Origin of the sequence: Nocardiopsis coralli (genome assembly GCF_014892575.1) — a bacterium.
In the GTDB taxonomy this organism is placed as follows: Bacteria; Actinomycetota; Actinomycetes; order Streptosporangiales; family Streptosporangiaceae; genus Nocardiopsis; species Nocardiopsis coralli.
Genome location: NZ_JADBGI010000020.1, coordinates 49061 through 73030 on the forward strand (window position 1 = coordinate 49061; position 23970 = coordinate 73030).

Consider the following 23970-nt stretch of genomic DNA (forward strand, 5'->3'; position numbering starts at 1 on the left):
CGGTCCGGGGGGCGGGTTCTCGGACTGCTCGCGCTCGGCGGCCACGTCAGACCAGGCTGTCGGGCCGGTACCCGTTCTGGCGTACGCACACGTGCCCGGCCGGGTCCAGCGGGCGGCTGCACAGCGGGCAGTCGGGGCGTCCGGCGGAGACGACCTTGAGGGCGCGGCCGGCGAAGGCGCGGGCCTCGCCGGGGGTGAGGTAGACGCGCAGGACGTCGCGGTGGGCGGGGCCCTCCTCGGTGAAGACCTCCAGCTCCTCCTCGTCCTCCTCGGTCAGTTCCTCGCCGGCGCTCTCGTCGATCTCCTGCGCCTCGATGATGACGCGGGCGGCCTCGGCGTCCCAGGCCAGGGCGAGGGTCCCCACACGGAAGTCCTCGTCGATGGGCTGTTCGAGGGGCCCGTCGTCCTCGGGCGGTTCGCCGTCCTCGGGTTGGGTGCCGAAGCGGCGGTTCACCTCTTCCAGGAGTTCCTCGACTCGGGTGGCCAGGGCCTCGACCTGGGCTTTCTCGAGGACGACACTGGTGATGCGCCCCTCGCCCACGGCTTGCAGGAAGAAGGTGCGTTCCCCGGGCTGGCCCACGGTTCCGGCGACGAACCGCTCCGGCGGGTTGAACTGAAAGACGGGCATGCCACGAGCCTAAGGGATCACGGTGACACGGGACGATTCCCGGTCAGGTGACCACGCGTTGCACCTCCCACATGCGCTCCACCGTGCGGAACCCGAAGAGGTCGTTGACCGCGAGCATCGGTGCGTTGTCGGGGTCCACCCACGTGCGGACCCACTTGGCCCCGGGAGCCTGCCGGGACAGCTCCTCGAGGTTGCGCCGCTTGAGCGCCGCACCGAGCCCGTGGCCCCGATGGGCCCGCATCACCAGGGTGTCGTCCTGGTAGACCTCCCCCTCGCCCTCGTCCGGGACCATCATCAGGCTGTAACCGGCCCACTCCCCCGACGCGGCCCGGGCGACGGAGACGATGGTGGTGTATCCCTGCCCTTCCCGGCGCAGATCCTCCTGACGGACCCGATCGGCGTCCCACACCTGCGGTTCGGTGTCGAGCTCGCCCGTGGGCACGTCGAGTTCCATGGCGGTCCGCATGCGCGCGTAGGGCTCCAACAGGTCTTCCGGGCACGGGCCGGTCCAGGTGGTGAGCCGGTGCCCACCGGTCGCCCCGGGCAGTGCCGCCAGCCGTTGCTCCGGCACCGGCAGGTCCAGGACCTGGTAGTCCTCCTCGTGCACGACGTCGAAGCCGTGGGACCGTGCGAACGCGGCGCCCGGCCAGTCGTCCGGGGACCACCCGCCGGGGACGCAGACCTCGCCGGCCGCGGTGGTACGCCCCTCCTCCGCCATGGCCTCCGCGGCCTGTTCGAGCAGGCGTGCGCCCAGTCCCCGGCGCCGGTGCCCGGGAACCACGGACACGTCCACCTCGGCCAGGTGCCGGTTCTCCAGGTCCGGGAGGTCGACGAGGAGGGTCCCCACGGTCCGGCCGTCCTCCAGCGCCGCGTACAGACGGTGGTGGCGGTCCTCGCGCGGAGCGACCATCCCCTCGAGGTCGGGGTAACCCATGACGGCGGCCTCCGCCCGGCCGGCGGTGGCGGCCTCGACCAGGGCGGCGTGCCAGCCCCGCAGGGCGGGCCCGTCCGCGGGGTCGATCGGCGAGATCATGTCGGTGTCCTCGATTCGTTCGTGATCGTTTCCTCGGGGCTGTCCGCAGCGGGTTCACCGAAACCGCGCAGCCGCGACGAGGTCATGGCCAGGAGCGCGGCGGCGAGCCCCAACAGGCCCGCGAACGCCAGGAAGAATGCGGTGGCGCCGGTCTTGTCGGCGCCCAGCAGCGGCACCGCCGGGCCAGCTCCGGTGTCGGCGAACAGCGGGGTCAGGACGTAGTCGACGACGGGTCCGGCGACGAGCAGCCCCAGCGGGAGGGACGACTGTGCCAGCAGACGCCGGGCCCCGAAGACCCTCCCCTGCTGCTGTTCCGGCACGTGGGACTGCCAGATGGCCTGGTAGGCGGAGTTGACCGCGGGCAGCACCGACCCGGCCAGCAGGGACGAGGCGATCCACAGCCACGGGGCCCACGACAGGCCCAGCAGCAGGGGGCCGGCGACCGACCCGACCGCCATCCCGGCCAGTACGAGGGTCATCCGCCGGAACCGGTCACCGACCGCGCTGACGGCCAGGGCGCCCATCACCCCGCCCACTCCTCCGGCGGCCAGGACCACCCCGAGCAGGGCCTCGTCGTCCCCGCTGCGCAGCATGATCAGCGGTGTGGTCAGCGCGTAGGAGATCGCCCCGGAGAAGTTGAGCACGAAGAACAGCAGGAGCAGGATCACCAGGGGCCGGCTGCCGAAGATGTAGGTGAACCCGAACGACAGGTCGGCGCGGAACACCGCCCACGAACGGCGCGCTTCCCCCTCCGCCGCGACCGGCCGGGGGGTGCGGACCAGCAACAGGACCACCGCGGCGAACACGAACGTGACCAGGTCCAGGAGCAGGATGAGCGACAGGTCGGTCAGCGCCAGCAGGACACCCCCGAGGGCGGGGCCGAGGATCTCCGACCCCGGCGCGACCAGGCTGATCATCCCGTTGGCGCGCACCAGCCGTTCCTCGGCCACCAGCAGCGGGACCAGCGCCATGTACGCCACCAGGTGCAGGGACTCCATGACCCCTTCGAACACGGCGATGACGAACAGGTGCCAGATCTCCAGGGTGCCCGTGAGGTACAGGGCGAGGACGGTGGACGTGGTGACGGCGAGTGCGGCGTCGCCGAACAGCACGGCCACCCGCGGCCCGATGCGGTCCACGAGCACGCCGGCCACCGGTGCCATGGCCAGTCCGGGGGCCAGGGACAGCAGGGTCAGCAGTGCGAACAGGGTCGCCGAACCGGACTCCGCCCACACCCACAGGGTCACGGCGAACCAGGCCGTGCCCGATCCGATCGCGGACAGCAGCTGGGTCGACCACACCAGGGAGAAACGTCGCATGCCGTCCTAGACCTCGCCGGAGGGGGCGTCGCTGCGGTGCGGCAGCGGCGGGATCGTCACCAGGGTGTAGCGCTCCTCCGAGACCACCGGGTCGACCCAGTGCCAGGCCTGGGGATCGTGCTCGACGAAGGTGCCGGCCCGGTCCGGGACGAACACCATGGTCCCGGGGTCGTGCTGGGCGTTGAGACCGTCCGAGCCCGACGTGCTGAGCATGTAGAGGCCCTGGCGCAGCGAGTCGCGGTGCGGCAGGACGTAGTCTCCGCGGTCGTACCTGTTGACCTGGACGTAGTAGTCGCCCATCGGTGTCCCCTCCGGGGTGATGGCGGCGAAGATCGCGGCCCTGAGGTCGTCGGGCATCCAGGCGGACTGGAGCACGTGGTAGCGGTCGTCGTCCTCGTACTCGGTGTCCCGGTAGGGGTCGAAGGGGTCGGTCCCGGCCGGCCGGGGCGGGGCGCCGGGGTCGGGGTGGTCGGCGAAGAGGTGTCGGTAGCGGCGGGCGAGGGAGACGATCCCCGCGCAGTCGGCCACCACGTCGGGAACCACGGTCAACGGCTTCATCGCACCCCCATCACGACGCTGTACCTGGGTGCCCCGCGCACGGGGCTCACCCACGTCCACGCCCCCGGTTCCAGGACCAGGCCCGCGCCCACCCGGTCCGGCAGGCGTTCGAAACGCTCGCCGGTCCAGGCGGTGACCCCGTCGACCTCGGAGTCGGTCAGGGGGAAGGTCAGCGTCCAGTTCCCGGCCGCGCTGTCACCGGCCCGGCGGGGCAGGGTGAAGTCACCGACGCCGTGGCGGTGCACGCGTACCGTCGCGGGGTCGGGGGTACCGGGCAACCCGGCGGCGACGGCGATGAGGCGGTCCCGCAGTTCGGGTTCGTCGACGGCGAGGTCGGTGTACCGGGACCGGGCCCCGGTGAGGTCGGCCGGGGCCGAGGGGCGCAGGCCCTCCAGCACCGACTCCACCTCCTGCGGCAGTGCTGGGTCGACGGACACCTCCGTCGGCCCTGCGGTGAGGATCATCGTCTTCTCCTTCACTCCAGATCGGTCAGGTCGACGGGGACCGCGTCGGGGTCGCTCCGGCACAGGGAATCGATGTCGGGATGGGAGGCCACCTCCATCAGGAGCTCCAGCACCGCTGACCTGCCCCACCCGCCCCGCGCGCCCATCGCCACCTTGAACAGGCCCCGCCCCTCCTTGAGCGAGGGCACGATGCACTCGAACCGGTGGGCGCGGAAACCGAAGCTCGACCCGTGCGAGAACGGCAGTCCCCGGCGGCACGCTTGGGAACGCAACACCCCGAGGAGCCGCCCGTGGTGCTCGAGCCGGTCCTCACGCAGATGGCACACGACGAACGGGGCCTGCGCCCAGGCCGCCCCGCCGTCCAGCGCGGGATGGGCGATGCGGGAGAAGAGCCGCCCCGGTCCCGAGAGGTCGGCGAGCAGCCGGGCGGTCAGCGCGTTGTTGCGCAGGACCGCGACGGCGTGGTCCCGGGCGGCCGCACGGTCCAGGACGAACGGTGCGCTGAGCACCGAGAGGGCCTCCAGGGACAGGCCGGAGCCCACGACCGTGCGCATCTTGCGCAGGTAGGCGGCCAGGTCGGCCACGGGCGGGAGCACCGGATCGGACCGGCGCGTGTACAGGGACGCCACCCCCAGGTTGCCCAGTTCCAGGCCGCGCTGGTCGAGCTTGAGGCCGGAGCGGACCTCGACGACCAGGACGCCGGGGTCGCCGACGGCCTCTGCGAACCGTTCCATGGGCCATACGGGCGCGACGAGGGTCGAGTCCACCACGACCATGCCGGGACGGCCGCCGCGCCGTTCCCGCCACGCGCCCATGAGCGCCGGCAGGTCGAGCGCCTCCAGTTCCCACTCGTAGCGGACGGGTTCGACGAACAGCACGTCCACCTCCCCCGAGAGCAGGGACGAACGCAGTTCCTCCTGGCTCTCGGCGCGTCGGCAGCGCAGGCCGTCGTCGGCGACCAGGTCGAACAGGACCCCGGTCTCGTAGTAGGCGCCCCACATCACGAGGTTCAGGGGACCGTCCGCGGTGGCCCGGGTCAGACTCCGATAACACTGGAGGACCCCTGCGATGGACGCCATGCCGCTGGAGTACACGACGTGCGCGGCCTCGTGGTGGTCGAGCCCGGTGTCCTGGGCCGCGAGCCGCTCCTCCAGCGAGGGGCATTCGATGTTGCGCTCGTAGCTGTGCGTGGAGGGGCGCCCGAAGGGCAGGGCCATGGGTGTGCCCAGGGGCGGTGACTTGTAGAGGGGATCGGTGAAGCCGTGGGCGTGGCGCAGCCACATCGCGCGGAGTTCGGCCTCCGCCCGGCTCATCTCCTCCTCCGCCTCGGGGCCCTGTTCTCCGGCCGAGGCCAGGACGCGTTCGCGCCACCCCCGTGTCGGCCCGGCCCGGCGGCCGTCCGGGGCCGGGGGGAACAGCGTGTCGGCGAGCCCGAGCAGGGCCGCGGCCTCGTCGGGTGCGGCCGCCGTGGCCGTGTCCGCGCGCGCTCCGGTGGCGTCCGTGCTCATGTGCTCCGCCCTCCTTCGACGCGCACGACCTCCTGGCGCGGTGGGCCCCATCCGTGGAGGTCGCGCATCATGCTCGCGGTGTAGGCCCCGGACGCGTTGAACACCAGCCGGTCGCCGGGGCGGGGATCGGTCAGCGCGGCCTCCTCGGCCAGGACGTCGTTCTCGTAGCAGGTCACCCCGCCGATCAGATGGGGGTGCCCCTCCCCGCCCCGGTCCGGCACGCGGGCCACGACCCGGGGGCTCCCCCAGGTGAACAGGTTCCAGCCCGAGGCGTCGGCGACGGCGTATCCGCGGCCGTCGGGCAGCCGGTCGACGGAGCGCAGGGAGACCACCAGGTAGCCGGCCAACGCGGTCGTCAGCATGCCGGGCTCCAGGAGGACGCGCACGGGTGCGTCTGCGAGGCGTTCGGCGACGCGCTTCCAGGCCTGCCGGGCCCGCTGCCGGTCGACGTACAGCGTGGTCAGGCCGCCGCCCAGGTTGAGTGTCCGCACCTGCGGGAAGGCGCGCAGGCAGGTGAGCAGGGCCGACGCCAACAGGCGGGCCCGTTCTGGCGTACCGACCTCGCCGCTGTGGACGTGGAGCCGCACGACGCGGACCCCGGCCTCGTCCAGGAGCCGGTGGAGTTCGGGGTCGGCGGGCTCGGCCCCGAACCTGCTCGCCCGGCGCCCCGAGGTGCGGTCCTGTTCGGCCATCGGCACGCGCAGGCGCAGCCCGATCTCCCGTGGCACGGGGCGGGCCCGCAGGAGCGATCGCAGTTGGTCGACGCCGTCGACGTCGACCATCGCACCGTGCTCGGCCATGGTGGCCAGATGCTCGCCGGTCAGTCCCGGCCCGGTGGCGCTGATCGGGTCCATGCCGGCGTCCCGCGCCGCCCGGAACTCGGCGGGCGAGGCGACGTCGGCCCCCACCCCGAGGCCGGCCAGGTGGCGCAACAGCGGCGGGAAGCGGTTGGCCTTGAGGGCGAACAGCAGGCCGCGGTCCGGGAGGTCGGCCGTGTCCTCGCGCAATGCACGGACGGTCGTGGTGATCGCGTCCAGGTCGTACAGGAGGGCGGGGGTGCCGACGGTCCGGGCGGCCCGCAGGACCGCCTCACCGGGGGCGGAGGGCACGATCGTCACGCGGCGCCTCCCCTCGGTGCCGTGGCGGCGTCCAGGGCCCGCAACAGCAGGTCGGAGATGATCAACCCGTCGGTCTCGCCCTCCTGGGGCAGGAACTCGACCACGTCGATGCCGACGATGCGCCGGGCGGAGCACAGGTCGGTGAGCAGCCCGACCAGTTGCGCGTGCGTGAACCCGCCGGGCAGGGGCGTGCCGGTGGCCGAGAGCACCGAGGGGTCCAGGGCGTCCACGTCGACGGTCAGGTGGTAGGGCAGGCCCTCCGGGAGTTCGGCGAGGATGTCGGCGAGCGGGGTGCGCAGAGCCGACGTCCCGGGCCAACGGCGCAGGGCCTCGTCCGGTCGTGCGGGCGGATCCTCCAGTTGGCGCAGGCCGAACTGGGCGAGGCGGACCACCCGGGGGTCGCCCACCACCCAGTCCATGACGTTGCCGTGGTGGCAGTGGAGTTCGGCGTCGTCGCGGCGGGGGCGCGCGTAGTCGCCGTGTGCGTCGATGTGCAGGACACCGAGCTCGCCGTGGACCCCGGTCAGGCCGCGGACGACGGGCAGCGTGACGGAGTGGTCCCCGCCCAGGACCACCGGGAGCCGCCCGTGGCCGGCGAGCCGGCCGACCACGTTCTCCAGGACCGACCAGGTGGGCCCGGCGGAGCGGTGCACGCTCGCGGTCACGTCGCCGATGTCGGCCAGGCGGACCCCGGCCAGCACCCGGTTTCCGGTCACCGGATCCACGGCGCCGGGCGGGCCGTCGACGGTGTCCCGGCAGCGGAACACCGCACCCCCGGTCCGCCGCAGTTGAGCGGGGCCGAACCTGCTGCCGGGCCGGTGCGAGGCGCCCAGGTCGTAGGGCATCCCGGCGAAGACCACGTCACAGGCCTCACCGCGCAGCGCCTCGGCCAGGGTCAGGACCGGGGCACCGAACATGCCGCCCCGTCCGGCGGGTGTGGGCACGCCGTCCGGGTCGTGGCGCCGGACGAGGCCGCGTTCGCCCAGCGCCGTGACGAGAGTGCGCAGGCGGGACCGGTCGGTGGCGCCGCCGTCGGGAAAGGTGGCCAGGGTGCGGGGGACGGCGAAGGCGGCGAGCAGGTCGGCGGTGGCCGGGCCGACCTCGATCTCCCACCCCTCGCGGGTGTGCCACACGGTCGTGCGGCCGTTCCGTGCACCGCGCATGGCGAGCAGGGGTTCGGTGGTCAGGAGGGTGTCGTCGGTGATCGCGGGGGCCTCGGCCGGCCCGGGTGCGGCGTCGTTCACGTGGCGGCCCCGGCGGTGGTGAGCGGGGCGCCGGCCTCGATCATGCGCTCACCGTCGAAGAGGTGTTCCTGCGGCGGCGGGATGCGGTTGAACCACCGGGCGTTGGTCATGGTGTAGGCGCCGGTGGCGGTGATGACCAGGCGATCGCCCGGGCGGCAGTCGGGGACCTGCAGGACGGTGCGGGCCGCGGCGGGGGTGGCACCGAAGTAGTCGTTCTCGTAGAGGGTGCACCCTGCCAGGAGCGCGGGCCCGGTGGGGCGCTCCGCGTCCAGGGCCAGGACCTGGGGGCGGTTGTGCCACGGGGCGAGGTTCCAGGCCGAGGTGTCCAGGGTCACGACACGGGTGCCGAGGACCGGATGGTGTTCCTCCACCGACCGCACCCCGGCGAGCAGGTAGCCGTAGGGGGTGAGCAGCGCCCCGCCCGGTTCGAAGCGCAGGGAGATCGGGCGGCCGGTGCGTTCGCGCCAGCCGGTCACGAGCGCGGCGACGTCGGTGAACGCGGCGACGGCGCTCGCCCGGTCCTGGTAGAGGTGCAGGAAACCACCGCCGAGGTCGATGGTGGCCACGTCGGGCAGGTGCTCGGCGACGGTGAGCAGGTACCGGGTCTTGTAGCGCAGGGAGTCGGGGCTCATCTGACCGGTGTGCACGTGCAACCGGGTGGCCCTCAGCCGGTGTCGGTCGAGCACCCGGGGAAGGCCGGGGTCGGAGGGCAGGATCCCGAACCGGCTGTCCCCGGCGAAGGTGGCCGAGTTCTCCAGGGCGCCGGGGAGGTCCACCCGTAGGCGCAGCCCCACCTCGGCCCCGGGCCGGTGCCGCCCGTAGACGTCGAGCTGGTCGAGGGAGTCGCAGTCCAGGGTGGTTCCGTGCTCGGCCAGGGTGTCGAAGTCGGCCGTGGTGAAGACGGGGCCCGTCGCGGAGATCTCGGCGAACCCGGCGTTCAGGGCGAGGTCGAGCTCCCCGGGCGAGGCGACGTCGCAGCCGAGCCCGAGAGCGGCCGCCTCCCGGAGCACGGCAGGGGTGTGGCAGGCCTTGAGGGCCAGGTTGAGCCCGGCGTCGGGGATCAGGGACACGTCGCGGCGCATGGTCTCCACGCCGGCGCGGATCCCGGGAAGGTCGTAGATCAGCGCGGGGGTGGCCAGATCCGCGGCGAGCGCGAAGAGGCGTTCGCTCGGCGGGGTGAACAGTGGAGCTGGTGGCATCGATGGTCCTTCACCGGAGAGGGGACCCGTCGGGCCGGTGGCGCCGGCCCGACGGGCGCGGATCCCAGGGGCTCGGGGGGAGCTAGCTGGCGCGCGGGCGGCTGCCGCCGATGGTGCCGAGGTCCATGTTGATCTCGCGGATGTCGGCGCCGCCGATCTCACGGATGGACTCGTCCGCAACGGCCTGCTCGGTCCAGGCCTCGCCGGTGAAGTTGGCGTCGAACTCCTGCTCGAGTTCGGCCAGCTTCGTCTGCAGAGTGGGCATTGTTCGTCCTTTCCCTCAGGGGTTCGGATTCGCGAACGCACACCACCTCATAGCGCCTTACCGGTGGGCGGAGTCGAACGCAGAACCCACTTTATGAATGGACTTTTCCCAGTTCAATGCGGTGGCCAGCCTCGGCCACAATGACACCCGAGCCCAGACGGAAAACATGAAAAACATTCATGTAGCGCCGCCACAAAACACCAGAAAACACCGCGGTTTGCGTTCCTGCATTACCCTGCAGAACCACCGGAACCGGGATGCAGAAGAATCCGGGAACGCGGCCGCGGACATGAAGAACCCCCGACCCGCGCGGCGATGGCGGATCGGGGGAGGCCGGATCGGGCAGGGTTCAGGCCTGTTCGGTGCGCCCCGAGACGCCCGCGCCGCCGCCGACGGCGGCCTCGCCCTTGGCCTCGGAGGCGGTGGGCAACCCCGCGGCCAGGGCCTCGCCGGTGTCGTTGAGCCCGTTGAGGAAGGGGCGCGAGCGCGTGTAGGTGATGGAGGTGACCGAGCAGGGGTCCACGCGCACCCGCTGGAACAGGTCGAGGTGCATGCCCAGGGCGTCGGCGACGATCGCCTTGATGATGTCGCCGTGGCTGCACACGACGTAGACGGGGGGCACCGGCGGGGTGTCGTCGTCGGTGGGCGGCGCCTGGGCGGCGACGTGCCCGTTCCAGTCGCGCACGGCATCGACGGCGCGGGCGGAGGCGGTGGCCAGGGCCTCTCCGCCGGGGAAGCGTGCGGCGCTGGGGTGGTCCTGCACGACCCGCCAGAGGGGTTCGTCGGACAGGTCGGTGAGGGAGCGCCCGGTCCAGCTGCCGTAGTCGCACTCGATGAAGCGCTCGTCGGTGGTGACGGGCATCCCGAGGCGTTCGGCGACGGCCTCGGCGGTCTCCTGGCAGCGTTCGAGCGGGCTGGAGATCAGCGCGGTGGCGGTCAGGCCCTCCAGTCGCCGGGCGAGGTTGGCGGCCTGGACGCGCCCGGTGTCGTTGAGGTGGACACCGGGCGCGCGTCCGGCCAGTTTCGGCCCGGTGGCGTCGGTCATGCCGTGCCGGACGAGGAGGAGGGTGACCGCCTCGGGCGCGGGCGGGGAGCCGTGGGGTGCTTCCGGTGTCGCCATGCCCCCAGCCTAGGACCTCCTCCCCCGGGTGCCCACGGGGCGGATCCCGGTGTCGGGCACCGCGTCACGCCCCTCCGACGCCCGCGCCGCCCTCCGGGGCGAGCACCCCGTACTGGACCAGGACGAGGATGAGCACGCCCAGGGCGACGCGGTAGTAGACGAAGGGCATGAAGCTGTGCGTCTGGATGAAACGCATGAGCCAGGCGATGACGACGTAACCCACGACGAGCGCGACGAGGGTGCCGATGATCGTGGCGCCCCACCCCGCGTACTCGTTGCCGCCGATGTCGAGCATCTTGTAGAAGCCGGAGGCGAAGACCGCCGGCATGGCGAGCAGGAACGCGAACTCGGCCGCGGCCGGGCGGGTGAAGCCGAGCAGGCGGCCGCCGGTGATGGTCGCACCCGAGCGTGAGACGCCGGGGATCAGCGCGAGCGTCTGGGCGAAGCCGAAGCCGAGCCCGCGGGCCAGGGTGAGGTCCTGCAGCTCCCGTTCGCGGCGGGCCATGCGGTCGACCACGCCGAGCACGACACCGAAGACGATGAGGCTGAGGGCGATCAGGCGCAGGTCCCGGAAGACGCCCTCGATGTGGTCCTCCAGGGTGAGGCCGAGGATGCCGATGGGGATGGTGGCCAGGATGATGTACCAGCCCATGCGGGCGTTCATGTCGCTGCGCAGTCCGCGGTCGAACAGGGAGCGGCACCAGGTGGAGATGATCGCCCACACCCGTTTGCGGAAGTAGATGACGACCGCGAGTTCGGTACCGATCTGGCTGACCGCGGTGAAGGCCGCACCGGGGTCGGGCCAGTTGAAGAAGGCGGCGAAGACCCGCAGGTGGGCGCTGGAGGAGACCGGGAGGAACTCGGTGAGTCCTTGGATGAGGCCGAGGACGACCGCCTCGAGGATGGACACGGAGCTATCGGACTTTCGTGAGGGTCCGGTGCGCGCGGCAACCGGAGCACGGCCAGGGGCTCTCGGCTCGACCGGGACGCAGGGGTGAGGCGGCAGCGTCCACGGGTCGGCGTCGCCCCCACTGTAGTGACCGAAAGGAATTATGTAACTACACCGTGTTGTGACGTGGGGGCGGTGCCGGCATGGGAACACAGATTCGCGGGGGTTCCCGCCGTCCGGCGGCGGCGAGCCGAGCGCCCCCGACGCTAGGGCAACAAGGTGTACCCGAGGCCGCTGCGAGTTGAACACGGTACTCTCCGCCGCATGGAACAGCGACAGGTGGGCAGATCAGGCCTCTGGGTCTCACGGACCGCTCTGGGCACGATGACCTGGGGCAACGACACCTCCGAGGAGGAGGCCGGACAGCAGCTCACCGCGTTCGTCGACGCGGGCGGCACGTTCGTGGACACCGCGGACATCTACACCGGCGGGCAGAGCGAACGCATCCTGGGGCGGCTGCTGCGCGGGACCGTGCGGCGCGAGGACGTGGTCGTTAGCACCAAGAGCGGCCACACCCCTGGCGGTTACCGTCCGGTGGACACCTCCCGGCGCCACCTGTTGGCCTCCCTGGACGCCTCTCTGCGCCGCCTGCAGACCGACTACGTGGACCTGTGGCAGCTGCACGCCTTCGACCCCGCGACCCCGCCCGAGGAGTCGCTGGCGGCGATGGAGGCGGCGGTGACCGCGGGCAAGGCCCGGTACGTGGGCGCCGGCAGCGTGGAACCGTGGCAGTTCGCGACCCTGGCGACCTGGCAGCGGGCCTCCCCGGGCCGGGTGCCGATGGTGAGCGCGGGCGCGGAGTACTCCCTGCTCAACCGCGAGGCCGACCGTGCGCTGCTGCCCGCCGCGGCCGCCTCGGACGCGCACGTCATCGCGTGGTCGCCGCTGGGCCGCGGGGTGCTCAGCGCCAAGTACCGCGGCGGCGTGCCCCAGGACTCCCGGGCGGCCTTCCCCCACATGGCCGGATACGTGGAGCCCTACCTGGACGAGCGCGGCCGCCGGGTCGTGGAGTCGGTGTGCACCGCCGCAGAAGGCCTGGGCGTGCCCCCGCTGGCGGTGGCGCTGAGCTGGGCGCGCGACCAGGAGGGTGTGGCCGCCGCCGTGGTGGGCCCGCGCACCCTTCCGCAGCTGGAGGAGGTCCTGGACGTGGAGTCGGTCGAGCTGCCGCCCAAGATCCGCGAGGCCCTGGACGACGCCACATCCGTCCCCCGGAACTGACCGGCCCGGGCTCGGGGAGGGAGGGCTCCGGGCCGGCGGCGCTCGTGGTCAGGCGCCGGGAGGGATCATGAAGTTCTGGTCGAAGACGTGGTGCGGGTCGTACTTCGCCTTCAACTCGCGCAGGCGCCGCAAGGTGGGTTCGGGGAAGGCCTCCTGCGGCCCGCCGACCCATCGCCGCCAGGGAGAAGCCGGCCGAGCGGTGGGCGTAGGCGGGGACCGCCAGTACGGCACCGGGCGAGCGCGCGGCTGAGCACCCCGCGGCCCACCGGACGCCCCCGACGGGCCGGGATGCCCGCCGCCGAGGAGCGGTAAGCTCACCGGAGTCCGCCCACTTCCATGACGAGGGGAACCGGTGTCCGAGGCTGTCGAACAGGTCAGTGCCGTCCTTGACCGCATGGGTGCCCCGCCCGCCCTGGCCCCGCGCCTGGTGTCCGTGCTCGGACCGCACGCGGCGCTCGACCTGGACGCCGATCCCTGGCTGCTGCTGCGCCTGCCCCAGGTGAGTGTCGAGCAGGCCGACTACTGCGCCCGCCACCACCTGGGCGAGCAGGCCCGCCCCGACGACCCGCGCCGCCTGGCCGCGCTGACCTCGCACGTGCTGCGCCGCGCGGCCGCGCGCGGGCACACGGCGGTGGAGGCCAAGCGCCTGGCCACGATGGTGGGGCAGGTCGGGGTACCCGACCCCTCCGCCGCGGTGTCGGCGGCCGAGGAGCGCGAGGAGGCCGTGCTCTTCGAGAGCACCGACGACACCGACGACGACTTCGACCCGGCCGACGGCGGGGTCCCCGACCTGCCCGACCCCGAGCGCCACTACGCGCTGCCGGACGTGGGCCGTGCGGAGCAGCGCCTGGGCGAGCAGATCCTGCGCCTGATCGGGGGCAACGATCCGGTCATGGACTCGGCCACCGCCGGGGAGACCGTGGACGCCGCGGCCGAGAAGTACGGGTTCGAGGTCACCGGGGCCACACGGGACGCCCTGGTGACGGTGGCGCTGCGCCCGGTGGTGGTGCTGCGCCAGGGGCCGTCCTCTCTGCCGGAACTGGCCCGGGCGGTGCTGTGCTTGCACCTGATGGCCGAGGACAGCCAGGTGGGCCTGTCCGTGGTGGCGCCCACCGCGCAGGCCGCGGCCGCGCTGCAGAACGCCGTGGCCGAGCTGGCGGCCGATCCTCCGGTACGGGTGGAGACGTTGACGGCGCTGACCGAACGCGCGCCCCTGGAGACGGGCCTCGTCGTGCTCACCGAGGCGATGTCGGCGGGTGTGTCCTCGGCCGCGCAGCTGGCCTCCGCGTGCCCGGACGGGGCCCACCTGGTGCTGGCCGCCGACCCGCACCAGGCCCCCTCGGCCTCCCCCGGGCAGGTGGTGATCGACGTGGCCACGTCCCGGACCGCACACGTGGCCCAGCTGGGCGAGGCCCCGGCCGCGCCGGTGCAGGAACTCGCGGCCGGGGTGGCCGCGGGTGAGGTCCCCGACGTGGCCGCTCCCGGCCGTGAGGTGGTGCGTGTGGCCGCGTCCTCGGCCGAGGAGGCCGCGCACCGGACCGTGCAGCTCATCACCGATTCGATCCCGCGCGCCCTGGAGATCGCCCCCGAGCAGACCCAGGTCGTCACCGCACGCGAGGACGGCCCGGCGGGCGCCCGCGCGCTCAACGCCGCGCTCAAGGAACGCCTCAACCCGGGCCGGGGCTTCGACGCCGGCGACCGGGTCATGACCGACACCGGCGACCAGGGGTACCTGCGCGAGGTCACCGCCGACGGCGCCGCGGTCGAGCTGGCCGACGGTTCGCGCACGACGGTGTCGGACCCGGCGTCGCTGCGCCACGCGTGGGCGCTCCCGGTGGCCGCGGCCCACGGGGGGCTGTGGCCGGCGGTCGTCGTGGTCCTGCCGCCGAACACCCCGGTCTCGCGCCCGCAGGTCTACACCGCGCTGACCAGGGCGACCCGGCACGTGTCGTTGGTGGACGCCACCGGCGGCGCCCTGGAGTCGGGGGTGCGGGAGAACGCCGCCCTGGAGCGCACCACACGCCTGGTGTCGGTCCTGCGCGAGGGCTGAGCACCCGCGTCCCCCGTCAGAGCCTTCGGACACGGGTGTGCCCCGGCCGCGCGGCCGGGGCACACGTGCGTGCGGGCCCGCCGGGGTCAGGCGATGCGGTCGAGGAAGGCGCCGTCGACGGTGAGGTTCTGCCCGGTGATGTACTCGGCCGCGGGGCTGCCCAGGAACGCGGCCGCGCGGGCGACCTCCTCGGGCCGGCCCAGGCGCCCGTACGGGATACGGCCGCGGATGGTCTCGTAGAAGTCCGGGTCGCTCTCCTTGCGCCGGTCCCAACCTCCGCCGGGGAACTCGATCGGCCCGGGCGAGACGGTGTTGACCCGCACGCCGTCGGGCGCCCAGGTGCGGGCCAGGGACGCCGCGTGGTGGTTGAGGGCGGCCTTGACGGCGCCGTAGGAACGCGGCCCGGCGGGGCGGGTGGCGTGCAGGGCCGAGGTGGTGGAGATGAGCACCACGGCGCCCCGTGCGGAGGCCTTGAGGTGGGGTTCGGCCGCCTCGGTCAGGCGGACGAAGGGCATGAGGTCGGCGTCGAAACCCCGCTGCCACTGGTCGGGGGTGGGCGCGCTGCCGCCGGAGACGTTGGACACGAACACGTCCAGCCCGCCCAGCGCACGAGCGGCGTCCTCGACGAACGTGGGCAGGGCGTCGTGTTCGGTCACGTCGAGGGCGCGGGTGAAGACGCGTGCCCCGAACTCCTCGGTGATCTGCTCGGCCTCGGCCTCCAGGGCCCGTTCCCCGCGTGCGCACAGCGCCACGTCGGCGCCCTCCTGCGCGTAGAGCCGGGCGATGGCCCGGCCGATGCCGCGACTGGCCCCGGTGACCAGTACCTTCGCCCCTGACAGTCCCAGATCCATGGTTCCCGCTCTCTCGGTGGTGGTTGTTCCCAGGGATACCGGACGCGCCGGGGTCGGAACCGTTCCGACCCCGGCGCGCCTCGTAGGTCCGCGGCGGGCCCGCCGGAGCGGGGCCCGAACCATGCCTCTAGTGGCCCATGCCGAGGCCGCCGTCGACGGGGATGACCGCGCCGGTGATGTAGGAACCGCCGGGGCCGGCCAGGAAGCCGACCGTGCGTGCGATGTCCTCGGGGGCGCCGAAGCGGCCGAGGGGCACGTTCTTCTTGATCTCGTTCTGCCGGTCCTCGGGCAGTTCGTCGGTCATGTCGGTGGTGATGAACCCGGGGGCGACCACGTTGACGGTGATGTCGCGCGAGCCGAGCTCACGGGACAGGGAGCGGGCGAAGCCGACCAGCCCGGCCTTGGAGGCCGCGTAGTTGGCCTGTCCGCCGGAACCGAGCAGGCCCACCACCGAGGAGATGAGCACGATGCGGCCGGAACGCTTGCGCATCATGCCGCGCACGGCACGCTTGGCGACGCGGAAGGAGCCGGTGAGGTTGGTGTCCAGGACCGAGGAGAAGTCGTCCTCGCTCATCAGGGCCAGGAGCTGGTCCTTGTTCATGCCGGCGTTGGCCACGAGCACCTCGACGGGGCCCTGGTGCTCCTCCACCTCCTTGAAGGCGGCGTCGACCTGCGCGGTGTCGGTGATGTCGCACCGCACGCCGAACAGGCCCTCGGGCGGTTCGCCGGAGCGATATGTGATGGCGACGTTGTCGCCTGCCTCGGCGAGCTCGCGGGCGATGGCCAGGCCGATCCCGCGGTTGCCGCCGGTGACCAGTACCGAGCGAGACATAGTTGGGCACCTCAATCTGTCGCGGCCCGGTCGGGGCGGGGCGACGTGGGTTCGGGGGTCCGGATCGCCAAGCAGCGTATCGAGCTACTCGCCGGTAAACCCAACTGGGGACCCGGTGGGCCGAGGCCCCCGACTCCCCTGCGGCCACGGGTGTCCGGCCACGCCAGGGCCGCTTCGTGAGGCACACCACTCTCGTGCGCCGTCGGGACCGGGCGCGGTCAGGCCCACCCGGCGTCGTGCGCGAGGATGGCCGCCTGGACGCGGTTGGACATCCCGAGCTTGGACAGGATCCGGCTCACGTGCGCCTTCACCGTGGCCTCGCGCATGCCCAGCGCCCGGCCGGCCTCGGCGTTGGAGCTGCCCTCGGCGACGGCGATCAGCACCGCGCGTTCGCGTTCGCTGAGCACCGACAGCCGTTCCTGCGCCTCGACCCGTCCCGCGGCCGAGTCGGCGGGGGCGGGCGAAGCGAAGCGTTCGAGCATGCGCCGGGTGACGCTGGGCGAGAGCATGGCGTTGCCCTCGTTCACGGTGCGCACCGCCTCGACCAGGTCGCGGGGCGGGGTGTCCTTGAGCAGGAACCCGACCGCGCCTGCACGCAGGGCGGCGTGCACGTACTCGTCGAGGTCGAAGGTGGTCAGCAGGACCACCCGCGGCGGGTTCGGCAGGCCGGCCAGGGCCCCGGCGGCGGTGAGGCCGTCGGCTCCGGGCATACGGATGTCGAGCAGGACCACGTCCGGCTCGAGCTCGCGGGCCAGGGAGACGGCCTCGTCGCCGTCGTTGCCCTCCCCCACGACCTCGACGTCGGGGGCCGAGTCCAGGATCATCCGCAGCCCGGACCTGACCAGGAGTTCGTCATCGACCAGGAGCGTGCGGATCACCGTCTGCGTCCCCTTCCTCGGTGTCGGGCCGGTCGGTGGGAACGATAGCGCGCATGCGCCACCCGCCGTCCGGGCAGGGCCCCGCCGAGAGGGATCCCCCGGCCAGCGTGACGCGTTCGCGCAGCCCGGCCAGGCCATAACCGCTGCCGGGCGGGGGGTTGACCGGGGCGGGCGCCGGGGTGTTGGCGACCTCGGCCTCGACCCGGTCCGCGCCGCGGTGCAGGTGCACGGTGACCCTCGCACCGGTGGCGTGTTTGGCGACGTTGGTCAGCCCTTCCTGGATCACCCGGTAGGCGGTGCGCTGTGCGGCCTGCGGAACGGGGATGTGCGTGTTACCGGTGTCCTCGCGCCGCAGGTCCATGCCGGCGCCGCGCCACTCCTCCAGCAGGCGGTCGAGGTCGGACAGCACGGGTTGGGGTGCGGTGGGCGCGGTGTCGGTCTCCCCGTCGCGCAGCACCCCGAGGATACCGCGGAGTTCGGCCAGCGCCTCGCGTCCGGTCGTGCGGATCAGGCCGGCGGTCTCCACGGTGTGCGGGTCCTGGGTGGAGACCTCCAGTCCTCCGGCGTGCAGGACCATGAGGCTGACGCGGTGGGCGACGACGTCGTGCATCTCGCGGGCGATGCGGGTGCGTTCACCGGTGATGGCCTGCTCGGCCATGAGGTGCTGCTCGCGTTCCAGACGGGCGGCGCGTTCCTGGAGGCGCTCGACGAGCTGGCGCCGGGTGCCGACCCACAACCCGAGGAGGGTGGGCACCACGAGGAACATGACCCAGAAGACCACCGTCGTGCCCGGGGGATAGCCCCAGTAGGCCACCAGGAGGGCGAGGGTGTTCAGCCCGAACCATGCGGCGAGGAACCGGCGGTTCATGAAATGGCCGGCGTAGCTGTACAGCGCGAGCCCGGCCGGGAAGAAGTTCCCGGCCAGGAGCAGGAGCAGTGAGGAGGCGCCCAGGAGCAGGTTCGGTCGGCTGCGGCGCACGAGCATCAGGCCGAGCGCCACGACCCCGGGCAGGGCGTAGAGCGCCATGCCGATGTAGACCTGCGTGGGCGTCAGGTCCTCGTACGGCATGCCGGTGTCGATGTCGATGAGCAGGCCGCCCACCAGGCCCATCATCGGCCCCATCGCGACCAGCGCCTGGAAGGCCAGGACGAAGGGCAGAGGCAGGAGCGCGAAGAGCCAGTCGGCCATCCGTGCCCGGCGGCCCCAGCACCACTGCCACACGCGTTGCACCGGCCCGTCGGACCGGGCCGGCCCCCGTCTCCTGAATCTCATGGTGGGGAGTCTACGAGCGTGTGCGCAGGGGTGATCCGGGCCGCGAGAGCACCCCCTCCTTTCGGACGACCCGACATCCTCGCAGGTCGGAGCGGGTTTTCCCCGCCCCGGGTCCGACCCAACTGTGCCGACCACCGACTTTCGTAGGGGGTCGTCACCCACTCAGGGGACACGAACCCCTCCCCCGGCTCGGTCTTTCGCCGCCCGCAGGATCGCTCCCGCGGCGGATGTGGCGCGGTGCCCGCACTTCCTAGCGTGGAACGTGCCGTCGCAGGAACGCTCCGACCGGGGCTCCCCGCGGCGGGCCCCGACCTTCCCGCCACCAGACCAGGAGACACCCGTGTCCGACACCACCGTCCACCCGCAGGCCCGAACGCAGTCGCCACCGGTCGTCGTCGCACGGGGTCTCGTCAAGACCTTCGAGACCGGCGGCAGCCAGGTGCACGCCCTGGCCGGGGTGGACGTGGACTTCCACCGCGGCGCCTTCACCGCGATCATGGGCCCTTCGGGTTCGGGAAAGTCCACGCTCATGCACTGCCTGGCCGGGCTCGACGCCCCCACCTCCGGCACCGTGCACCTGGGCCGGACCCCGATCACCGGGCTGCGCGACCGGGACCTGACCCTCCTGCGGCGCGACCGCATCGGTTTCATCTTCCAGTCCTTCAACCTGCTGCCGATGCTCACCGCCGAGCAGAACATCCTTCTCCCCTCGCAGATCGCCCGCCGCAGCGTCGACCGGGAGCGCTTCGAACACATCGTGGAGGTCGTGGGCCTGCGCGACCGCCTCGGCCACCTGCCCGCCAAGCTCTCCGGCGGCCAGCAGCAGCGGGTGGCCGTGGCCCGGGCGCTGCTCAACGCCCCCGAGGTGGTCTACGCCGACGAGCCGACGGGCAACCTGGACTCGCGTTCGGGGGCGGAGGTCCTGCGCTTCCTGCGCGACTCCGCCCGCGACCTGCAGCAGACCATCGTGATGGTCACGCACGACCCGGTGGCGGCCTCCTACGCCGACCGGGTGGTGTTCCTGCGCGACGGTTCGATCGTGGACGAGGTCACCGAGCCGACCGCGGAGCTGGTCTCGGCCCGCCTGCTGAAGCTGGAAGAGGCCTGAACCGATGCTGCGCACCACACTCGCGGGGCTGCGACTGCACACGTCCCGCTACGTCACCACGGCCCTGGCGATCCTGCTGGGCGTGATGTTCGTGACCGGCACGATGGTCTTCGCCGACACCCTGGAGTCGGACTACGAGTCCTCGGTGATGGGCTCGGCCACCAGCGTCGACGCGATCGCCGAGCCCGAGGAACCGGAGTTCGACCCCGAGGCCGGGCCTCCGCCGCCCGCAGTGTTCGGCGAGGAGGACCTGCAACGCGTCCGGGACCTGGACGAGGTCGCCGACGCCGACGGCCGCGTCGAGGGCCAGGCCGTGCTCCTGGACTCCGACGGGCGCGCCTTCGGGATGACGCCCCCGGCCGCGCTGTCGCTGGGCGAGGTCAGCCGCTTCGGTGCCTCGGAGGGCACCCTGCCCTCGGGTGGCGACGAGATCGCGCTGGCCACCTCCACCGCCGGTGAGTCCGGGTTCGGCGTCGGCGACACCGTGACCGTGCTCGACCCCGACCAGGAGGAGCGCGAGTTCACCGTGACCGGGCTGGTCGAGCTCGGCATCGACCCGTCCTACACCATGGGCGGGGCGATGGTCCTGGACCGCGCCGCGGCCGAGGAGATGACCGGCGCGGCCGGTTACGTGGAGATCGACGCCCTCGCAGCGGAGGGCCACACCGACGAGGAGGCCGCCGACGCGATGGCCGCCGTCCTCGGCGGAGGTTCGGACGTGCGCACCGGCGAGCAGTTCGGGCTGGACATGGCCCAGGAAGCCGGCGCCGACACCGCGATGATGCGCGTCGCCCTGCTGCTGTTCGCCTTCATCGCGATGTTCGTGGCCGCGATCGTCATCTACAACACGTTCGCGATCGTGATCGCCCAGCGCCAGCGTGAGATGGCACTGCTGCGCTGCGTGGGTGCCAAGCGCAGCCAGGTGTTCGGGTCGGTGCTGGCCGAGTCGACGGTGGTCGGCCTGGTCTCCTCCGTCCTGGGTGTGCTGGCCGGGATCGGCGTGGGCATGCTGGGCGCGCGCTTCGGCAGCGGCCTGTTGGGCAGCGGCGCCGGCGGCCCGGTCGACCTGGTCCTCACCCCGGCCGCCGTCCTGTCCGGGCTGGCGGTGGGCACCGTCGTCACGGTCGTCTCCGCTCTGATCCCGGCGTTGCGGGCAACCCGGGTCAGCCCGCTGGCCGCGCTGCGCACCAGCTCCACCTCCGCGGGTCTGGACAAGCGCACCGGGTGGTTGCGCACCGCGGCCGGCCTTGCCGCCTTCGCCGCCTCCGCGCTGATGGTGTGGCTGAGCCTCATGGGCGAGACCACCGAGACCGGCATGATGATCGTGACCGTGGCGGCGCTGACCGCGTTCGTCGGTGTGGTCGTGCTCGGCCCCCTGCTGGTGCGCGGGATCGTGCACGTGGCCGGGTTGGTCCTGCGCCGCACCGGGGTGGCGAGCATGCTCGCGGTGGACAACTCCACCCGGAACCCGAAGCGCGCGGCCACGGCGATGATCGCGCTGACGGTTGGCGCCACCCTCATCACCGGGTACTCGGTGGTCAGCGCCTCGACCGAGTCGACGATGAACGCCGTCTTCGAGGAGCAGTTCCCGGTCGACTACCAGCTCAGCCCTCAGTTCGCGATGGACGAGCCCACCGGCGGGGAACCGGCCGAGGAGGCCGCCGACGAGGACGGCTCCGGGACGGACGTGCCCGAGACCGAAACGGTGCCCGAGGGTGTGCGGTCCGCGCTGGCCTCGGCGCCGGAGATCGACCAGGTCATGGGTCAGCGCACCGACTTCATCGACGGCGAGGGGAGCGCCGACGGCTCCGGCATGCCCATGAGCCTCATGGTGAGCGCCTACACCGACACCGACCTGGCCACCGACATGCCCTCCGAACTGGTCAGCGGCGACCTGGAGGACATGGGACCGGGCCGGGTGGCGCTCTCGGAGGACTACGCCGACGGGCTCACCGCGGGCGACACCTTCACGCTGCCCGCCGAGGACGGTGCGATCGACCTCGAGGTCGCCGCGGTCACCGAGGAGGCAGGCCAGATCCACGGGGTGGTCCTGGACCCGCAGGACTTCGACCAGGCCTTCCCCGGCCGCACCGGCGACGACATGCTCTACGTGCGGGGCGCCCCGGGGGCCGACCCGTCGGAGCTGCGCACCGCGGTGCACGACGCCGTGGACGACCACCCGACCGTGCAGGTCGCGTCGATGGCGGAGATGAAGAACCAGTTCTCCGAGGTGCTCGACATCGCCTTCTACACGATCGCGGCGATGCTGGCTCTGGCGATCCTCATCGCGGTCTTCGGTATCTCCAACACGATGGCGCTGTCGGTGCTGGAGCGCACCCGCGAGTCGGCCCTGCTGCGCGCCCTGGGGCTGTCCCGGGCCCAGCTGCGCCGGATGCTGGGCGTGGAAGCGGTGCTGCTGTGCCTGATCGGTGCGCTCATCGGCATCACGCTGGGTGTGGTGTTCGGGTGGGCGGGCGCCGCCTCGGTCCTGCCCGACCTGATCCTGACCGTGCCCTTCGCCCAGATCGGCGTGTTCGTGGCGATCGCCGTGGTGGCCGGGCTGCTGGCCTCGATCATGCCGGCCCGCCGCGCGGCCCGGACCTCGATCACCGGCTCGCTCGCCGGGGAGTGACGGTCAAAACCTCACAGCGCTGGGAAAACACGGTGTCGGCCCCTGCCTCCGGGCGGGGGCCGCCGCCGTACGGTGGGGCGGGGGTGGAGCGTGTGAGTGGTTCGGCTTCGACACCGGTCTCGTCGTCCGGGGTCGCGTGGGGCACACCGGCGGCGCGCTGGATGCTGGCGGCGACCGTCCTGGGTTCGGGGATGGCGTTCCTGGACTCGACCGTGGTGACCGTGGCCCTGCCCGCCATCGAGCACGAGCTCGACACCGGCTTGGCGGGCCAGCAGTGGATCGTCAACGGGTACATGATCACCCTGTCGGCGTTGATCCTGCTGAGCGGTTCGCTGGCCGACCGGTTCGGGCGCGTGCGGCTGTTCATGGTGGGCATCGCCGTCTTCGCGGTCGCGTCCGCGCTGTGCTCGATGGCTCCGACCCTGGAACTGCTGGTGGCCGGGCGCGTGGCCCAGGGTGTGGGCGGTGCGCTGCTCACGCCGGGCAGCCTGGCGATCCTTCAGGCGGGCTTCCGCGAGGACGACCGGGCGCGGGCGATCGGTGCGTGGTCGGGGCTGACGGGTGTGGCCTCGGCGGTGGGGCCGTTCGTGGGCGGCTGGCTCGTCCAGATCGGCGACTGGCGGCTCATCTTCCTCATCAACCTGCCGTTGGCGGCGGTCGTGCTGGCGATCGCGTGGTTCAAGGTGCCCGAGTCCCGCGACCCGTCGGCGCCGCGGAACCTCGACTACAGCGGGGCGCTGCTGGGTGTGGTCGCCCTGGGCGGCATCACCTACGCGCTCATCCAGTGGGGCGCCGTGGGGGCCACCCCCGCGGTGCTCGTCGGCGCCGGGGTCGGTGTGGTCGCGCTCGTGGTGTTCCTCGTGGTGGAGGCCCGCAAGCGTGCGCCGATGCTGCCGCTGAGTATCTTCCGTTCGGTGCCGTTCAGTGTCACCAACGCGGCCACGGTGATGATCTACGCGGCTCTGGGCACCCTGCTGTTCCTCCTGGTGATCTACCTGCAGGAGGTCGGCGGGTTCTCGCCGATCGCGGCCGGTGCGGCCTCGCTGCCGTTGACGGTGCTGATGCTGCTGTTGTCGGCGCGCTCGGGCGACCTGGCCTCCAAGATCGGGCCCCGCCCGCAGCTGATCGCCGGCCCGCTTCTGCTCGCGGCGGGGCTGGTGTACCTGTCGCGCATGCCCACCGACCCCGGGTACCTGGTGGACGTCTTCCCCGGGATCCTGCTGGTGGCGATGGGCATGTCGGCGACGGTCGCTCCCCTGACGGCGACGGTGCTGGCCTCGGCGGCCGAACGGCACGCGGGTCTGGCCTCGGGGGTCAACAACACGTTCGCGCGGGGCGCCCAGATGATCGGTGTGGCCGCGGTCCCGGCCCTGGCGGGGATCGGGGGCGGTTCGGGCGGGCAGGCCGGCACGAGCGCGCTGGCGCAGGGGTTCGGTCCGGCGATGCTGATCCTGGCGGGGCTGGCGGTGGTGGCGGCGCTGTGTGCGGTGGCCCTGCCGCGGGGCCGGATGCCCGAGGCGCGGGAGGCTGCCGAGCGGGGCGCCGTCCCGGAGGAGGAGGCACCGGTGGCGGGTCCGGGCCCCGGGGAGCACGCCCCGTTGTTCTGCGGGGTGTCGGGGCCGCCGATGCGCTCGTGCCCGGGGTCGAGCGCCGGACATACGGAGGAGGGGCCTGCGTCGGGGGCCGGTCGGTGAGGGCCCCAGCCGGGCGGCCCGCCCCGCGG

The 23970-nt window shown here is 72.8% G+C and carries 22 protein-coding genes; 5 read left to right on the top strand and 17 right to left on the bottom strand.

Features of this window, described 5'->3' with window-relative positions; genetic code table 11:
* Window positions 1-46: 46 nt before the first annotated feature.
* The 12 genes from IDM40_RS20505 to IDM40_RS20560 all read right to left on the bottom strand — a co-directional run bounded on the left by IDM40_RS20505 (window position 47) and on the right by IDM40_RS20560 (window position 11366).
* Window positions 47-628, bottom strand: a complete 582-nt coding sequence (locus IDM40_RS20505) for a DUF3090 domain-containing protein (RefSeq protein ID WP_193123652.1) — start codon at window positions 626-628, stop codon at window positions 47-49.
* 43 nt (window positions 629-671) lie between these two features.
* Window positions 672-1661, bottom strand: coding sequence for a GNAT family N-acetyltransferase (locus IDM40_RS20510; RefSeq protein ID WP_193123653.1), 990 nt, complete (start codon window positions 1659-1661; stop codon window positions 672-674).
* Window positions 1658-2980, bottom strand: a complete 1323-nt coding sequence (locus IDM40_RS20515; RefSeq protein WP_193123654.1) for an MFS transporter — start codon at window positions 2978-2980, stop codon at window positions 1658-1660. Before IDM40_RS20515 ends, IDM40_RS20510 begins: the two co-directional genes overlap by 4 nt.
* A gap of 6 nt (window positions 2981-2986) precedes the next feature.
* Window positions 2987-3538 carry a 2OG-Fe(II) oxygenase family protein gene (locus IDM40_RS20520; RefSeq protein ID WP_193123655.1) on the bottom strand — a complete coding sequence of 184 codons (552 nt, stop codon included), beginning with the start codon at window positions 3536-3538 and terminating at the stop codon, window positions 2987-2989.
* Complete coding sequence (locus tag IDM40_RS20525; RefSeq protein ID WP_193123656.1) at window positions 3535-4002, bottom strand: hypothetical protein; 468 nt, start codon at window positions 4000-4002, stop codon at window positions 3535-3537. Before IDM40_RS20525 ends, IDM40_RS20520 begins: the two co-directional genes overlap by 4 nt.
* Window positions 4003-4013: 11 nt before the next feature.
* Window positions 4014-5510, bottom strand: coding sequence for a PLP-dependent aminotransferase family protein (locus IDM40_RS20530; RefSeq protein WP_193123657.1), 1497 nt, complete (start codon window positions 5508-5510; stop codon window positions 4014-4016).
* Entirely contained in the window at window positions 5507-6628 is a 1122-nt protein-coding gene (locus IDM40_RS20535) for a diaminopimelate decarboxylase family protein (protein WP_193123658.1), read from the bottom strand. The genes IDM40_RS20530 and IDM40_RS20535 overlap by 4 nt, the downstream gene beginning before the upstream one ends.
* Window positions 6625-7872 (bottom strand): arginase family protein, encoded by a 1248-nt coding sequence (locus IDM40_RS20540; RefSeq protein WP_193123659.1) that lies wholly within the window; start codon window positions 7870-7872, stop codon window positions 6625-6627. Before IDM40_RS20540 ends, IDM40_RS20535 begins: the two co-directional genes overlap by 4 nt.
* A complete protein-coding gene (locus IDM40_RS20545) occupies window positions 7869-9071 on the bottom strand; it encodes a diaminopimelate decarboxylase family protein (RefSeq protein WP_193123660.1) in 1203 nt (400 codons plus the stop codon). The genes IDM40_RS20540 and IDM40_RS20545 overlap by 4 nt, the downstream gene beginning before the upstream one ends.
* 82 nt (window positions 9072-9153) lie before the next feature.
* Window positions 9154-9336: a hypothetical protein gene (locus tag IDM40_RS20550; RefSeq protein ID WP_193123661.1), complete on the bottom strand. Its 183-nt coding sequence runs from the start codon at window positions 9334-9336 to the stop codon at window positions 9154-9156.
* Window positions 9337-9685: 349 nt separating this feature from the next.
* Window positions 9686-10456 (bottom strand): MSMEG_4193 family putative phosphomutase, encoded by a 771-nt coding sequence (locus IDM40_RS20555; protein ID WP_193123662.1) that lies wholly within the window; start codon window positions 10454-10456, stop codon window positions 9686-9688.
* Between the two features lie 64 nt (window positions 10457-10520).
* Window positions 10521-11366: an undecaprenyl-diphosphate phosphatase gene (locus IDM40_RS20560; protein ID WP_193123663.1), complete on the bottom strand. Its 846-nt coding sequence runs from the start codon at window positions 11364-11366 to the stop codon at window positions 10521-10523.
* Window positions 11367-11669: 303 nt separating this feature from the next.
* Here IDM40_RS20560 and IDM40_RS20565 point away from each other — a divergent pair, with 303 nt between their 5' ends.
* The gene (locus IDM40_RS20565; protein WP_193123664.1) at window positions 11670-12623 is read left to right on the top strand and encodes an aldo/keto reductase; all 954 of its coding nucleotides are present in this window, start codon (window positions 11670-11672) and stop codon (window positions 12621-12623) included.
* A gap of 48 nt (window positions 12624-12671) precedes the next feature.
* On the opposite strand, the gene IDM40_RS28965 is transcribed toward IDM40_RS20565, so the two are convergent.
* A complete protein-coding gene (locus tag IDM40_RS28965) occupies window positions 12672-13019 on the bottom strand; it encodes a BBE domain-containing protein (RefSeq protein ID WP_407940028.1) in 348 nt (115 codons plus the stop codon).
* Here IDM40_RS28965 and IDM40_RS20570 point away from each other — a divergent pair.
* Complete coding sequence (locus tag IDM40_RS20570) at window positions 12976-14673, top strand: helix-hairpin-helix domain-containing protein (protein WP_193123665.1); 1698 nt, start codon at window positions 12976-12978, stop codon at window positions 14671-14673. The two genes, IDM40_RS28965 and IDM40_RS20570, sit on opposite strands and share 44 nt — an antisense overlap.
* A gap of 86 nt (window positions 14674-14759) precedes the next feature.
* Here the strand turns inward: IDM40_RS20570 and IDM40_RS20575 are convergent, their stop codons facing one another.
* The 4 genes from IDM40_RS20575 to IDM40_RS20590 all read right to left on the bottom strand — a co-directional run bounded on the left by IDM40_RS20575 (window position 14760) and on the right by IDM40_RS20590 (window position 18507).
* Window positions 14760-15524, bottom strand: coding sequence for an SDR family NAD(P)-dependent oxidoreductase (locus IDM40_RS20575; protein ID WP_193123666.1), 765 nt, complete (start codon window positions 15522-15524; stop codon window positions 14760-14762).
* A 127-nt stretch (window positions 15525-15651) separates the two neighbouring features.
* A complete protein-coding gene (gene fabG, locus IDM40_RS20580; protein WP_193123667.1) occupies window positions 15652-16356 on the bottom strand; it encodes a beta-ketoacyl-ACP reductase in 705 nt (234 codons plus the stop codon).
* A 218-nt stretch (window positions 16357-16574) separates the two neighbouring features.
* Complete coding sequence (locus IDM40_RS20585) at window positions 16575-17234, bottom strand: response regulator (protein ID WP_193123668.1); 660 nt, start codon at window positions 17232-17234, stop codon at window positions 16575-16577.
* On the bottom strand, window positions 17209-18507 hold the full coding sequence (locus tag IDM40_RS20590; protein WP_328807082.1) for a sensor histidine kinase: 1299 nt from the start codon (window positions 18505-18507) through the stop codon (window positions 17209-17211). The genes IDM40_RS20585 and IDM40_RS20590 overlap by 26 nt, the downstream gene beginning before the upstream one ends.
* Before the next feature lie 340 nt (window positions 18508-18847).
* Here IDM40_RS20590 and IDM40_RS20595 point away from each other — a divergent pair, with 340 nt between their 5' ends.
* From IDM40_RS20595 to IDM40_RS20605, 3 genes are all read left to right on the top strand, one after another.
* Entirely contained in the window at window positions 18848-19615 is a 768-nt protein-coding gene (locus IDM40_RS20595; RefSeq protein WP_193123669.1) for an ABC transporter ATP-binding protein, read from the top strand.
* A 4-nt stretch (window positions 19616-19619) separates the two neighbouring features.
* Complete coding sequence (locus tag IDM40_RS20600) at window positions 19620-22247, top strand: ABC transporter permease (protein ID WP_193123670.1); 2628 nt, start codon at window positions 19620-19622, stop codon at window positions 22245-22247.
* Window positions 22248-22339: 92 nt separating this feature from the next.
* Window positions 22340-23941, top strand: a complete 1602-nt coding sequence (locus tag IDM40_RS20605) for an MFS transporter (RefSeq protein WP_193123671.1) — start codon at window positions 22340-22342, stop codon at window positions 23939-23941.
* The last annotated feature ends 29 nt before the right edge of the window (window positions 23942-23970 follow it).

Bases quoted from the DNA above. Each gene is read 5' to 3' on its own strand.
- IDM40_RS20525 (WP_193123656.1), bottom strand. From the start codon at position 4,002: ATGATCCTCACCGCAGGGCCGACGGAGGTGTCCGTCGACCCAGCACTG.
- IDM40_RS28965 (WP_407940028.1), bottom strand. From the start codon at position 13,019: ATGCGGTCAAGGACGGCACTGACCTGTTCGACAGCCTCGGACACCGGT.
- fabG (WP_193123667.1), bottom strand. From the start codon at position 16,356: ATGTCTCGCTCGGTACTGGTCACCGGCGGCAACCGCGGGATCGGCCTG.
- IDM40_RS20530 (WP_193123657.1), bottom strand. From the start codon at position 5,510: ATGAGCACGGACGCCACCGGAGCGCGCGCGGACACGGCCACGGCGGCC.
- IDM40_RS20555 (WP_193123662.1), bottom strand. From the start codon at position 10,456: ATGGCGACACCGGAAGCACCCCACGGCTCCCCGCCCGCGCCCGAGGCG.
- IDM40_RS20505 (WP_193123652.1), bottom strand. From the start codon at position 628: ATGCCCGTCTTTCAGTTCAACCCGCCGGAGCGGTTCGTCGCCGGAACC.
- IDM40_RS20550 (WP_193123661.1), bottom strand. From the start codon at position 9,336: ATGCCCACTCTGCAGACGAAGCTGGCCGAACTCGAGCAGGAGTTCGAC.
- IDM40_RS20600 (WP_193123670.1), top strand. From the start codon at position 19,620: ATGCTGCGCACCACACTCGCGGGGCTGCGACTGCACACGTCCCGCTAC.
- IDM40_RS20575 (WP_193123666.1), bottom strand. From the start codon at position 15,524: ATGGATCTGGGACTGTCAGGGGCGAAGGTACTGGTCACCGGGGCCAGT.
- IDM40_RS20565 (WP_193123664.1), top strand. From the start codon at position 11,670: ATGGAACAGCGACAGGTGGGCAGATCAGGCCTCTGGGTCTCACGGACC.
- IDM40_RS20590 (WP_328807082.1), bottom strand. From the start codon at position 18,507: ATGAGATTCAGGAGACGGGGGCCGGCCCGGTCCGACGGGCCGGTGCAA.
- IDM40_RS20545 (WP_193123660.1), bottom strand. From the start codon at position 9,071: ATGCCACCAGCTCCACTGTTCACCCCGCCGAGCGAACGCCTCTTCGCG.
- IDM40_RS20515 (WP_193123654.1), bottom strand. From the start codon at position 2,980: ATGCGACGTTTCTCCCTGGTGTGGTCGACCCAGCTGCTGTCCGCGATC.
- IDM40_RS20520 (WP_193123655.1), bottom strand. From the start codon at position 3,538: ATGAAGCCGTTGACCGTGGTTCCCGACGTGGTGGCCGACTGCGCGGGG.
- IDM40_RS20510 (WP_193123653.1), bottom strand. From the start codon at position 1,661: ATGATCTCGCCGATCGACCCCGCGGACGGGCCCGCCCTGCGGGGCTGG.